We start from the raw sequence: 13666 nt of genomic DNA on the forward strand, positions 1-13666 counted from the left end.
TTGAATATGCAAAAACGCCAACGTGAACGAACGGGAAGCCATACCAACGGATATGGCTTTTTTTGCTTAATGGATAAGGGGACAAGGTATGCGCGTATGCATTCTTATCGCATGATTATCCGGTATTCGCGGCGGCGGCGTCCCGACAGGAGCGGCTTGCCGTATCCCGTGGATAGGCTGACGATATAAGGGGTTGATGCTCTTGATTCAACTGGTAAATGTGGAGAAGCACTTTGCCGGGCAACCCGTAGTACATCCTTTGTCGCTCACGATTGATGAGGGAGAATTTCTAACGCTGCTCGGCCCAAGTGGTTGTGGCAAGACCACGATTTTGCGTATGATTGCCGGCTTCGAGCTGCCTACGGCGGGCGAGATTCGGTTGGACGGCGTGAACGTGACGCAATTGCCTCCGAACAAACGGGATCTGAATCTCGTATTCCAGCATTACGCTTTGTTCCCCCATATGACGGTGGAGCAAAACATTCAATTCGGTCTAAAAATGAAAAAAATTCCGCAAGCGGAACAGCGTGAGCGCATTGCTGAAGCGATCCGGCTCACACAGCTGACTCCGCTCGCTGTGCGATATCCGCATCAGCTGTCCGGTGGCCAGCAGCAGCGTGTCGCCATTGCGCGGGCGATCGCCAACAAGCCGAAGGTGCTGCTTCTGGATGAGCCGCTCGGCGCACTTGACTTGCAGCTCCGCAAAAACCTGCAGGGCGAATTGAAGCAGCTGCAGCGGAATTTGGGAATTACGTTTGTCTATGTTACTCATGATCAGGAAGAAGCAATGATGATGTCCGACCGGATCGTCATCATGAACAACGGCCGCGTCGAACAGGTGGGCTCGCCAAAAGAAATTTACGAACGCCCGGAGACGTTGTTTGCAGCTACGTTCGTCGGTGAGAACAATGTCTTCCATGAAGACAATATGTTCACCGTCCGTCCGGAGAAGATTCGCATCTCGGAGGAGACGGAAGGCGTGCGCAAGGCGGGAATTATTCAGGATATTGTCTATTTGGGGAATATTCATAAATTGATTGTTCATATGGAAAATGAACAGACTACGGTGACAGCGGTGCTTGATTCTACGGACAACCGTTCATGGCACATCGGACAGCGTGTCGGCGTTCATTGGAACGCGGGAGACGAGGTGATTATCGGCCCATGAGACGCTCCTTCGGCATCATTGCGCCGGTCGTGTTGTGGCTGACGATATTTCTCGTCGTGCCAATGCTCGCGGTATTCGCCGTATCCTTCATGCAACGCGACGAGTTGGGCAATGTCATATTTACGTTTACGCTGGAACATTATGCCCGCTTTTTTGACCCGCTCTACTTGGGCATTTACTGGGATACGCTATGGCTCTCGATTGTAACGACAGCGATCTGCCTGCTGCTCGCTTACCCGCTGGCCTATTACATTTCCCAGGCGAGCCCGGGGCGGCAGAAGATGTGGCTCATTCTTATTACGGTTCCGTTCTGGATCAACTTCTTGATCCGTGCCTATGCCTGGGTGCTGCTGCTGCGGACGCAGGGCATCGTGAACCAGGTGCTGCTGGATGTCGGATGGATTCAAGAGCCGCTTCAGATGCTGTATACCAAAGGAGCCGTGCTGCTCGGGATGGTGTATACGTTCATCCCGTTCATGGTGCTGCCCATTTATGTCGCTCTGGAGCAAATGGATAAGCGGCTCCTGGAAGCGGCCAGCGATCTCGGTGCAGGCCGCTGGAGAGCATTCTGGCATATTACGCTGCCGCGGACGAAGTCGGGGATTATGACCGGAAGCGTGCTGGTCTTCGTCACGACGACAGGCATGTTCGTGGTCACCGATATTTTGGGCGGCGCCAAGGCGCAAATGCTGAGCAATATTATTCAGAACCAGTTCCTTGGGGCACGCAACTGGCCGTTCGGCTCTGCCTTGTCGGTGGTGTTCGTCATCAGCGCCTTGATTATTATCGGATTGTTCCAGTGGGCGCTCCGATCCAAATATGAGGCATCGAAGGAGGCGAGGGCATGAAGACAGCATCCGCATCGAAGCAGCATCCGCTGTTGGCTTGCCACTCGTTCCTGCTGCTTCTGTTCATTTACATTCCGATCATATTGATTATGATCTTTTCATTTAATGATTCGCGGCTGAATGCAAGCTGGAGCGGATTTACTTTCAAATGGTACGGGTCTTTGTTCCAGAACCGGCAGGTGATGGAGGCGCTGAGCAACAGCGTTATTATTGCGCTCGTATCGACGGTGTTATCCACGGTATTCGGCACGATGGCAGCGCTTGCCATGCGGCGCATGCTGAGCCGGATGAAAAAAGGAATCGCCGGCCTGCTCTACTTGCCGATCATCGTGCCGGACATCATTATGGGACTGTCGCTGCTCGTGCTGTTCAGCCAGCTGAATATGCCGCTCGGCAAGACGACGGTCATCATTGCGCATATTACGTTCAGTATCTCGTATGTATATGTCATCGTCTCCTCCCGGCTCGCGAATATGGGCGGACAGCTGGAAGAGGCGGCTTCGGATCTGGGAGCGACGCCATGGCAGACGTTCCGCTATGTCACCTTGCCGTCGATATGGCCGGGCATTATCGCGGGGGCGCTGATTGCCTTCACGCTGTCGATCGACGACTTCCTAATCAGCTTTTTCGTGGCGGGGCCGAACTCGACGACGCTGCCGATCTATATTTACGGCTCGGTCAAGCGGGGCATTTCGCCGGAGATTAATGCGCTGTGCACACTGCTTATTGTGCTAAGCGTCGGTCTGATTGTGCTGGCGCAGTGGATGCTGAACCGCGGCAACGGCGAGAAGAAAAGCTCGATGCTGCCGTTTTGAACGAAAGCATATTGAAATCAAACATTGGGATCCTGCGGATCAGAGAGGGGTAGAAAGAATTGAAAAAAATGAAATGGTTCGCTGCCGTATTGGCGGGAATGCTGACAATCTCCGCGTTGGCCGGATGCTCTTCGAGCAAAGACACGTTGAATTTGTATACGTGGGCGGATAATTTCAATCTAGAGATGATTGAGAAGTTCGAATCAGAGAACAACGTCAAGGTAAATATGGCGGTGTTCGCGAACAATGAGGAGCTTCTGGCCAAGATCAAGGCTGGCGGAGCAAACTATGATCTCATACAGCCATCGGATTATATGGTGGCCAGCATGATTAAGCAGGATTTGCTTGAGACGATCAATAAGGAGAACATTCCGAACTTCCAATACGTAGTAGACCGTTTCAAAAATCCGGAATATGACCCGAATAGCGAGCATTCTATTATTTATATGTGGGGCGTAACGGGCATTGCCTATAATAAGAAGCATATTGCCGAGGCGCCGACAAGCTGGGCCGATCTATGGAAGGACGAGTACAAGGGCAAGGTGCTGCTGCTGGACGACAATCGCGAGATTATCGGGATGGCGCTCAAAAAAGCGGGCAAATCGAACAGCGCGGATAACGAGGCCGACATCAATGCGGCTGCGGACGACCTGCGGAAGCTGGTACCGAACGTGGTCGCGTTCGATACGGACAACATCAAGCAGAAGATGATCCAGGAAGAGGGCTGGATCGGGACGGTATGGTCCGGAGACGCGGCCTTCATCGCGGAGGAGAATCCGGATGTTGCGTATGTCGTTCCGCAGGAAGGCAGCACGATCTTCGCGGACACCTACGCCATTCCTAAGGGAGCCAAGAACAAGGAATTGGCCGAGAAATTCATCAACTTCATGCTTGATCCGGAGAATAGCGCGAAGAACTATGAGTTCGTCGGCTACAGCAACCCGGTTACGAAGGCGAAGGAATTCCACAGCGAGGAATATTTGAACAATCCGATGATCAATCTGACGGATGAAGAGCTTGGACGCACGGAGTGGCTGCTCGATGTCGGCAAGTCGATTCAACTGTACGACCGCTTGTGGACGGAGCTGAAGAGCGGCCGATAAGGCCATAAGCTGGTATATCTAATCGAAAATCATTGCAAGATCAGAACTCTATTTCTCTAGCGCTGTCCGGGATTTTATGCCGGATGGTGCTTTTTTTATACCTGCAGAAAGGGGTTGTGGTTGTAAAGTGTCGAAAAAGATATAAAAATGATATACCATATGATATAATGTAAAAACGCTTACAGACGAAAAATGTCTCATTCTGCAAATTGTCAATTTGATAGTAGGGGGCCATAGGGAATGCGATGGAATCATTTTAAATCCAAGCTGTTGTTTAAATATATACTGTCGTATTTATCGATTTTTTTGGTGCCCTTGATTGTGATGACATTTATTATTTATCAAAACGCCGTCAATAACTTGCGATCCGAGATCGAGCAATCCAGCATCAGTCAATTGGAGCAGGCGAAGCGGAATATTGATGGCCGGATGAAGGAGCTGGAGGAGATCGCGGCCCGGATCAGCTTCGACAGCAAGCTGACTCCTTATATGGTGCGCCACGACTATTTTGGCGGGGAAGCGATTGATACGCTGGATAAGTATAAAGCCAACAGCTCGATCGTGAATGAGATGTTTTTATATTTTCATGGGGATGACGTGATCTACTCCTCCCGGGGAATGATGTCGGTCGACACGATGTTCGACTTTGTGTACGACTTCTCCAGCTGGAACAAGAATACGTTCGTTCGGGACTTGAATGCCGTGAAGGTGCCGACGATGCGCCCGACCGAGCAGGTGACCGTGAACCGCCATGGCCAGAACCGGATGCTGGCTTATCTGGTGCCGATTCCTACGAATCAAGGCTATAAGCATGGCACCGTCACCTACTTGATTGAAGAGTCGATGCTGACGGGGATGATGGAGGCCGTTCTGAGCAATTTCCAGGGCACTGCCTATATCTTCGATCAGGATGGCCGGGTGCTGGCGGCCGCCAGTCATGGCGGCGAGATGGAGGAGGGGGCGGTGCGGCGGCTTGCCACCGTAGAGGCAGGTATTCATACGGAGCAGCTCGGTGAAGTGCGGCAATCCGTCGTCGCCGTCAAGTCGGACTCCAACGGCTGGACTTATGTCACCGCGATGCCGTCGAAGCAGTTCTTCGGCCGCGTCGTTCATATCCAGATCTTTATTTTGATGATCTTCGCGGTCACGATTCTGTTCGGCTCGATGCTGGCCATCCTACTCGCCAAGCGGCAATACCACCCGATTCGCGATCTTCTCGAATTCGCCAATCTGAAGCGCGGGTCTGATGATGCTGCGGAGGACGGAAGCAATGGAAAGTCGGAGCTGGAATGGATTCGGGAGACGCTGATGTCTTATCGGAATCAGGTGGATCTGCAGGAGCCGTATGCCCGGAATCAGTACTTGCTAACGTTATTGAAACGTGGTGCCCCTAGCCGGGAGGATGCGGAGGAAATGCTGCAGCAATTAGGGCTTGTCCTCTCGGGCAGGAGCATGTTTGTTATAATTATAGCATGGGAATATATGGTAGATCGGATTTCTTCCGCGCAGGAACGGGAAGCGTTCGTGCAGCAGTTTACGGAGTTCGGACTGGCGAGAGGGAGGGCCATGGCCTATGGCGTCGAGCTGTCCCACACCGAGCAGCTGGCGCTCATTATCAGCATGGAGGCGGGGGCGGAAGCGAATGATGAAGCGCGCATGGAGGCCCTCGTGGAAGATGTGCACCAGCTTGTCGAGGAGCATATGACCGCAATTCCGACGATGGGCATCGGCAGCTTGTACACGAGTCCCGAACAGCTCAACCAATCTTATATTGAAGCCGCATCGGCGCTGGAGTACCGGATCGTGAACGGCAAGGGCAGCGTCACGTTCTTCTCGAATCTGACCTATGAGCAGGATCAGAACTTCTGGATCGCCAAAGATTCTCTCATCAAGCTGACGCAGAGCTTGAAGCAGGGCAATGCGACGGTGGCGGTCGACACGATCGGAGCGGTGTTCCGGAAGCTGCAGCAGCAAGAGCCGGCGATCCCGCTGCTGCGGTGCATGTGCTTCGACGTGCTGAATACAGTGCTGAAGACGGCCTCTGAGCTGGGCTTGACGGAGACGGCGCAGCAGGTGCCCGATCTGACGAGGTTCGAGACGCTGGAGCAGTTGGAGGCGAAGCTGTGCGAGCTGGTTGTCTATATTTGCAGCCAAGTGGAGCATCAGGAAGAGTCGGAGCAGCGCTCGTTGACCGACGAGGTCGTAACTTATATCTCGGAGCATTATTGCGAATATGATCTGAGTCTGGAGAAGCTGGCCGAGATGTACCGGGTCTCCGTCTCCTATTTGAGCCGATCCATTAAGGAGAAGACCGGGCATACGTTCTCGCAGCATGTGTGGCAGCTCCGTATGGATGAAGTGATCCGCCATCTGAAGAGCGGCAACGAACCGCTCAAAGATATTATTATCCGGGTCGGTTATATGGATGTGCCGAATTTCATCCGCAAATTCAAGAAAGAAACCGGACATACGCCGGGACAATATCGGAAGCTGTACGGAACCGGAGGCCATTCATCCGCAATTGAGGAGTAGCAATGAGAGCGGCAGGCATTTTCTCTGCAAGGAGAGAATGCCTGCCGTTTTGCTTGCCAAGCAAGGGGATGTGTCGATTTTGTGATGCGAACGTTCACATCAAAAATGACCTATTGTCTTTCGCTGGCCAATACGGAAATGACAGCGCTTTATAAGGAAATGACTTCTTCTAGGCCAGCCGAAGATGTAGAAATTGACAGTGCGAAATCGACATATTTACGGCCCGATGGCCTGATGGCTACAATTTTACATGTAAGCGTTAGCAAGGTGCGAGGCAGCCAAGCTGACCGCGCACAACCTATAGACATCAAGAATATTGCTATCAATTGAGAGGAGGGAGTGGAGACGATGCAAGGAAACGCAGACAGCGCTCTTACGATGAACATGCCGGCCGCCAAAAAGAAATCGGTATGGAAGCGCATGGCGCAAACTTGGGAATTGTATCTTTTTATCGCCCCTGCATTTCTTTATTTTCTTATCTTCCACTACGGTCCCATGTACGGGATTCAAATCGCGTTTAAAAACTTTATTCCGGCCAAGGGGATTACAGGAAGCCCTTGGGTAGGGTTTGATCATTTTGAGCGGTTTTTTAACTCCTACTATTTCTGGGATCTGCTGTGGAACACGCTCAGCATCAGCTTGTACGAGCTGGCGATCGGGTTTCCGCTTCCCATCATTCTTGCATTGGCATTCAATGAAGTAAAAGACGGCTTCTTCAAGCGAACCGTGCAAACGGTTACCTACGCGCCGCATTTTATCTCCGTCGTCGTTATGGCCGGTATTATCATTACGTTCTTGTCGCCATCGACGGGGATTCTTGTACACATCATCGAGTTTCTGGGCTTCGAGCCTGCCGCCTTCCTGACGGACCCGAGATGGTTCAAGACGGTCTATGTCCTGTCGGGCGTATGGCAGAGCACCGGATGGGGCACCATCATCTACCTGGCGGCGCTCTCCGGCGTCGATCCGCAGCTCCACGAGGCCGCGATTATGGATGGCGCCAGCCGCTGGCAGCGCATCTGGAATATCAATATTCCGACCATCGTGCCGACGATTACCATCTTGTTGATTCTGAACATGGGCAGCATTCTCGGCGTAGGCTTCGAGAAAATCTTGCTCCTCCAGAACCCGCTCAACATGGAAGCATCGGACGTCATCTCCACCTTCGTCTATCGTTCAGGTCTGGTCGATGCCCAGTACAGCTTCTCCACCGCTGTCGGCTTGTTCAACTCGGTGGTTAACGCTATCTTGCTCATTACAGTCAATCAAATCGCGCGCCGCACAAGCGAAACGAGCTTGTGGTAGGAAGGAGGGAGCAGCAGATGGCTTCTGTCGTGAAAGAAACGAGAGCGGATAAAGTGTTTGTCTTTTGCAACTATATCTATCTGATACTGGCATTCATTGTCGTCGCCTATCCGATTATTTATATCATCAGCGCATCCATCAGTGATCCGAAGCTGGTCAACTCGGGAGAAATGTGGTTGTTCCCGAAAGGGATTACGTTCGAAGGGTATGCGAGGGTATTCGATAACGCCAAAATCTGGTCCGGGTATAAAAACACGATTATTTATACGGTTGTCGGCACCTTGGTCAACCTTATCGTGACCTTGCCCGCGGCGTACGCCTTGAGCCGCAAAGATTTCGTCGGACGCAACTTCTTCATGGCCATGTTCATGGTGACGATGTTCTTCGGCGGCGGGCTGGTTCCCGGTTACTTGCTCGTCAAAAACCTGGGCCTGATCAACAGCATGTGGGCGCTGATTCTGCCGGGCGCGGCATCGGTCTGGAATATTATTGTAGCCCGGACGTTCTTCCAGTCGACGATACCGAATGAGCTTCAGGAGGCCGCTCAGATTGACGGCTGCACCAATATGAGGCTGTTCATCAAAATTGTGCTTCCGCTGTCGGCGCCGATTATTGCGGTCATGGCCTTGTTCTACGGGGTAGGCCACTGGAACAGTTACTTTGGAGCTTTGATTTATTTGAATGATGAAGCGAAGTATCCGCTGCAGATGATTCTGCGCCAGATTCTTGTTCTGCAGGAGATGTCGGCCGAGACAACCGGCGCGGCGGTCAACAGCTCGGTCGCCGCTGCGCTGAACAACAAGGCGGAGGTCGCTTCTCTCATCAAGTATGCCGTCATTATCGTCTCGACCTTGCCGGTCATCGTCGTCTATCCGTTCCTGCAGCGCTACTTCGTGCAAGGCGTCATGATTGGTTCGGTCAAAGGCTGATGTTCAACGCATCAGCCGTCCGCTTCCTCTTCATCGGATAATAACGAAGACTACCAGTCTTTGCTTATTATATGTGCTTCACCCGGTAACGTATAATGAACACAAAAGGGAGGATCTACGCATGCAAAAGCTCAAAAAGACATGGGCGATTCTACTGTCCATGACGATGCTCTTCACCCTGCTGGCGGCTTGCGGCTCTTCGGACAAGCCTGCGGCAGAAGGCAACAGCGGCAATACTAGCAGCGAATCCGCAAGCGATGTCAGCAAGGACGGCTTCCCGATCGTCAAGGAACCGATTACGTTGACGATGATGGGGCAAGACGTCGGAATTCAGAACTGGCAGGATATGGGCTTCTTCAAAGAAATGGAGAAAAAGACGAACATCAAGTTCGAATTCCGCAATGCGCCGGCTGATAGCTTCGATACAAAGAGAAACCTCGTGTTCGCGAGCGGAGACTATCCAGACGTGTTCTTCTCCGGACAGCTGCAAGATTCCGATGAAGTCAATTATGGCGGACAGGGTGTCCTCATTCCGTTGGAAGGCTTGATTGAGGAGTACGCGCCGAATCTGAAGAAACTTCTCGACGAAAATCCGGATATCCGCAAATCGATTACCACGCCGGATGGACATATTTATTCACTGCCGAACATCGATCTCGATGCCGGCTGGTATCGTGGACCGTTGTGGTACAACGGGAAGTTTTTGAAAGCGCTTGGCATGGAGGTCCCTAAAACGATCGATGAGCTGTACACCTATCTGAAGCGTGTCAAAGAGGAAGATCCGAACGGCAACGGCAAGCAAGACGAGATTCCGCTCGCTTCCGTCAAGCTGGACGATCTCCGCATGTGGCTGCTCGGCTCATGGGGCATTTACAACGAAGTTATCTATTCCGATACTCAGGACAAAGTTCACTATACGCCAATGGAGCCAGGCTACAAGGAATACTTGACGTTCCTGAACAAGCTGTGGACCGAAGGCTTGCTTGACAAAGAAACGTTCTCGCAAACCAATGAGCAGAAAAAGGCGAAAGGGAAGAACAACCAGATCGGCCTCTTCTCTGACTATCATGCTTACTTCACGCTCGGCGGCGAGCCAAGCATGGACGATCCGATGTACCGCCCGGTCGACAGCGACGTGAAGGCCGTAGCTGCGAAGCATCCGGGTCTGGCGAAAGGCGCCTTTGCGATTACGAACAAAAACAAGCATCCGGAAGCAACGATGCGCTGGGTAGACTACCTGTATTCCACGGAAGGCGCCGAGCTGCTCAGCAACGGTCCGGAAGGCATCCTGTGGGAGTATGTGAATAAAGACGACCATACGAAGAAATGGCTGGATGTGCCAGGCGGCGGCGACCGTGAAGAGTATCGCGCGACGCTGACTCCGGACTACGGCGTTGTCGTACCGAAGATTACGAACGAAGATACGAAGCGCGGCTTCTCCGGCGAATTCGACGCATGGCTGAAGAAGGAAACAGATGAGAAGATTCTGCCTATCGCAAAGGTTCCATTCCCGAGCGTATACTTGTCGCAAGACGAGCAATCGGAAGTATCCAGCATCCGTTCCGACTTGGATACGTACGTGAAGCAAATGGAAGCAAAATTCGTAACAGGCCAAGAGCCGTTGACGAACTGGGATAAATATCTCGAAACTTGCAAAAAGATGGGCGGCGACCGCATCGTAGAAATCTATCAAGCGGCGTACGACCGTTGGAACACAGGGAACTAAACCGTAATGCACAGAGCCCCCGGGGGGGAATTCCTCCGGGGTTCCGTTTATTTTTGGCACCATGCTCATTTTTATCTAATTTTAAGGTTCGGTTCAGTTTTCTTTAATGTAGCCATTGTATTCTGATTATGGACCGAATGACAGATGAGTTCTTGCAAAGGAGGGTTGCCCTGCATCGATTGAACCTTGGACAGCCGGATATCATCCGTTGAACAAGGACATCCGTTTCATCTTTCTCATGGTTTACAGTTTACCCCTAGAACATAATATATGCCGCGTCGCTTGCGATGCGGCTCTTTTTTTATTTTTATATACGAACGTGTGTGCGAGGGGTTTTTTAATGAGTGCCGAAGGTTTCCGTAAGCTACTTCACTACATATCTTCGTAAGACTAATGATCGAGGAGCTTAGTATATTACCGATACGATTCAGAGCGATAACTTGAAGGAAAACAGCTTCATTAGCGAGTTCGCTAATATGGAGGGGAATTCCCCGGCCGGGCGTACGCTGACCGTGAACATGGATAAGCATAATAGTCACTATTCAAAGAGCTGGAGATGAAGATTAAGGTGAAATGGGTAGATAGCCATTCCCTCGTCAGCAGTGGCGGTGAGGATGGCTTTTTATTTTGCCGCCGAGGGAGAGGGGAGGCTGGTCCGCGTGATGCTCTAGGGTGCTCCAATCGGGGGGGATGTGGTGAGATTCCTGCAAATTTACAGTATTTTAACGCTGTCGGGGGTGAAATCGAGCAAATTCCTGCGCAAATGCAGGAATTTGTCCTTTTTGTCGCAGTCTGAGCGGAAAGGGGGCGTAATTGATGCCGTTTTGCAGGATTTTTATTTTGGAGGAGCGGAGGTTGTGAAAATACTGTATTTTTGCAGCTTTGCGGGGGTGGAGGTGGGCCGTGGTTCGGCTGTGGAAGGTGGAGGTGGAGGTGGGAAGTGGGCAGAGGAAACAACCGAACATAGCGACATAGAAATGTCCCGGAAACAATGAATCATCTCGCAGTCATTGTGACATCAGGTGAACTTGTTTCATTATTTTGTGAAACAAAATTCGGATTTGTTTCCTGAAAATACGTCAAAATCAGCATTATTTTCATAAAATAAAAGAATTCAAGCCAAGTCCGACATTTTCTCTTTTCAATTCGACAGAAATGTGGTTTAATATGAAACAATAAGTGTTTCATTTGTTTCAGTTTTTGTTTCATAGGGTGTCGGGGGGGATTTCGTGGCCAACATCAAGGATGTCGCAAAATTGGCTGGCGTATCTCCAGCAACGGTATCAAGAGTGTTATCGAACAAAGGCAATACCTCGGAAGACGTGCGGGCCAGAGTTCAGATGGCGATTCGGAAGACGAACTATGTTCGCCCCGGAGGCGCCAACCCTCTTGTCACGGGCAGCAGGACCATTTGCTTGACCATCGCCCGGAACTCGACCGATATTTTCGGGAACCCGTTCTTCGACAGCGTTCTGTATGGGGTATCGAGCACTGTCGAGCAGCATGGCATGGATTTGCAGCTGGCGGTGTTCCACAGCGTCGATCGTCAGATCGAGAAATGCGTGCAGCTGTACAAGCAGCACAAGGTCGACGGGCTTATTCTGACCGGGATCTTGTCCGCTGACAAGGAGCGGCTGCTGCGGACCTTCCATGAGGAGCATATTCCGTTCGTCATGATCGGCCGCACGTTCCGCCATGACGTATTCTCTGTCCATAACGACAATCAGCGGGACGGATTTATGGCCGCCCGGCATCTGATCGACGCCGGTTACCGGAAGCTCGTCGTATTGACACAGGATACGAAGCTTGATGTATTTGCGGCGAGAATATCCGGTTACAGGCAGGCAGTACAGCAAGCCGGGCTGGACGCGGGCCCCGAGCGCATCGTGCAGGTCGGCACGGAAGAAGAGGATATTATAGATGCGCTGCAGCGTCTACTGGACGAAGGCATCGTCGTAGACAGCGTCATTACGATGGACAGCGTCATGTCGCTCAGCGTATTGAAGTTCTGCCAATTGACCGGGCTGAGCGTTCCGCAGGAAGTCGGGATTATCGGGTTCAATGATGCCCCTTATCTGGTCAAGGTATCCCCGACATTAAGCTGCGTGGAGATGAACGGGGCCAACCTAGGCGCGGAAGCCTTTCATTTGCTGAATGAGATTATGAATGAACCGCAGGCGATGAGTCTCAAAAAAAACGTCACGCTTCCATCGAAGCTTATGATTCGTCAATCGACCGCCAGATCGACCTTCGAGGGCACATAATGGGGCCTGACTACCCGCTATCAAGCGCCGGCAACGGGCCGGGAAGAGGCGGGCACAGATGCACTCAATGAGAGCGCTTCAGGACAGAGCCCAATGACAGCACTTGACGATAACCTCAAGGACAGCGCTCATGGGAATCACTTGAGGACAACGCTCAAGGACAGAGTCCAAGGACAGCACTTGAGGACAACGCCCAATGACAACACCCATGGGCAGCACTCAAGGAAAACTCTGCGGGAAGGATGGCATTACAGTCGCAGAGCGGATTGCATGCGGTTCCACAGATTACAGAATAAGCAGGGAGCGATTATGGAGTTATTTCTTGTACGGCATGGACAATCGGTCGGCAACACGCTGCCGGACCGCGATATGCCCGATTCGCCGCTAACCGAGCAGGGCCATGCGCAAGCCGCGCGCGTGGCGATATATTTGCGGGATCGGGGCATCAGCGCCATCTATTCCAGTCCGTTGATTCGGGCGATGCAGTCGGCGCAGCCGCTGGCAAGACTGCTCGGTCTGCCGATTCAGGTGATGACAGCGTTGTATGAAGTCAGGGAAGGCAGCCGGTTCGCCGGTCCTTCTCAGCAATTGTTATTGGAGATGGTCCCGGAAGCCGTATTCGAGGAGACGATGGAGACGGACGGATGGGAATGCCCGGGCGGCGATTGCCCCGAGACCGTCAGGCGGCGCGCGCAGGAAGCGCTGCGGAAGCTCCGGGCGTGCAGCGAGGAGCGGATCGCGGTATTTTGTCACGGGAACTTCAATGAATATCTGCTTCGCGAAGCGCTCGGGATGGCATCAGCGGAACATATCCGGTTCCCCCAGGAAAATACGGGGGTGAACCACATCGTCTTCGGCGAGCATGCGACCAAGCTGATGAAGCTGAACGATACGGGGCATCTGCCGAAAGGAGCGTTCGAACGGGCGGGCCGGGCTAACGGCAGCCCTCCGGACGGATAAATGATTATCACAACAC

At 52.2% G+C, this 13666-nt stretch carries 12 protein-coding genes; all 12 read left to right on the top strand.

Features of this window, described 5'->3' with window-relative positions; genetic code table 11:
* The first annotated feature begins 196 nt into the window (after positions 1-196).
* The 12 genes from DQX05_RS00090 (at position 197) to DQX05_RS00145 (ending at position 13650) form a co-directional block, all read left to right on the top strand.
* Positions 197-1168 (top strand): ABC transporter ATP-binding protein, encoded by a 972-nt coding sequence (locus DQX05_RS00090; protein ID WP_119789847.1) that lies wholly within the window; start codon positions 197-199, stop codon positions 1166-1168.
* Positions 1165-2016, top strand: a complete 852-nt coding sequence (locus DQX05_RS00095; RefSeq protein ID WP_119789849.1) for an ABC transporter permease — start codon at positions 1165-1167, stop codon at positions 2014-2016. Before DQX05_RS00090 ends, DQX05_RS00095 begins: the two co-directional genes overlap by 4 nt.
* Positions 2013-2831, top strand: coding sequence for an ABC transporter permease (locus tag DQX05_RS00100; RefSeq protein ID WP_119789851.1), 819 nt, complete (start codon positions 2013-2015; stop codon positions 2829-2831). The genes DQX05_RS00095 and DQX05_RS00100 overlap by 4 nt, the downstream gene beginning before the upstream one ends.
* A 59-nt stretch (positions 2832-2890) precedes the next feature.
* On the top strand, positions 2891-3934 hold the full coding sequence (locus DQX05_RS00105) for an ABC transporter substrate-binding protein (protein WP_119789853.1): 1044 nt from the start codon (positions 2891-2893) through the stop codon (positions 3932-3934).
* Positions 3935-4174: 240 nt separating this feature from the next.
* Positions 4175-6466 (top strand): helix-turn-helix domain-containing protein, encoded by a 2292-nt coding sequence (locus DQX05_RS00110; RefSeq protein WP_119789855.1) that lies wholly within the window; start codon positions 4175-4177, stop codon positions 6464-6466.
* 81 nt (positions 6467-6547) lie between these two features.
* Entirely contained in the window at positions 6548-6796 is a 249-nt protein-coding gene (locus tag DQX05_RS00115; protein WP_147385135.1) for a hypothetical protein, read from the top strand.
* 18 nt (positions 6797-6814) lie between these two features.
* Positions 6815-7771, top strand: a complete 957-nt coding sequence (locus DQX05_RS00120) for an ABC transporter permease (protein ID WP_087440262.1) — start codon at positions 6815-6817, stop codon at positions 7769-7771.
* 17 nt (positions 7772-7788) lie between these two features.
* Positions 7789-8700, top strand: a complete 912-nt coding sequence (locus tag DQX05_RS00125) for a carbohydrate ABC transporter permease (protein ID WP_119789858.1) — start codon at positions 7789-7791, stop codon at positions 8698-8700.
* A gap of 121 nt (positions 8701-8821) precedes the next feature.
* Positions 8822-10426: an extracellular solute-binding protein gene (locus DQX05_RS00130; protein WP_119789860.1), complete on the top strand. Its 1605-nt coding sequence runs from the start codon at positions 8822-8824 to the stop codon at positions 10424-10426.
* A gap of 695 nt (positions 10427-11121) precedes the next feature.
* Positions 11122-11421 (top strand): hypothetical protein, encoded by a 300-nt coding sequence (locus DQX05_RS00135; protein WP_119789863.1) that lies wholly within the window; start codon positions 11122-11124, stop codon positions 11419-11421.
* A 234-nt stretch (positions 11422-11655) separates the two neighbouring features.
* Positions 11656-12690, top strand: a complete 1035-nt coding sequence (locus tag DQX05_RS00140; RefSeq protein ID WP_119789865.1) for a LacI family DNA-binding transcriptional regulator — start codon at positions 11656-11658, stop codon at positions 12688-12690.
* 309 nt (positions 12691-12999) lie between these two features.
* On the top strand, positions 13000-13650 hold the full coding sequence (locus DQX05_RS00145; protein ID WP_119789867.1) for a histidine phosphatase family protein: 651 nt from the start codon (positions 13000-13002) through the stop codon (positions 13648-13650).
* Positions 13651-13666 lie beyond the last annotated feature (16 nt).

The sequence above is a fragment of the Paenibacillus thiaminolyticus genome, assembly GCF_003591545.1.
GTDB classification, from domain to species: Bacteria; Bacillota; Bacilli; order Paenibacillales; family Paenibacillaceae; genus Paenibacillus_B; species Paenibacillus_B thiaminolyticus_A.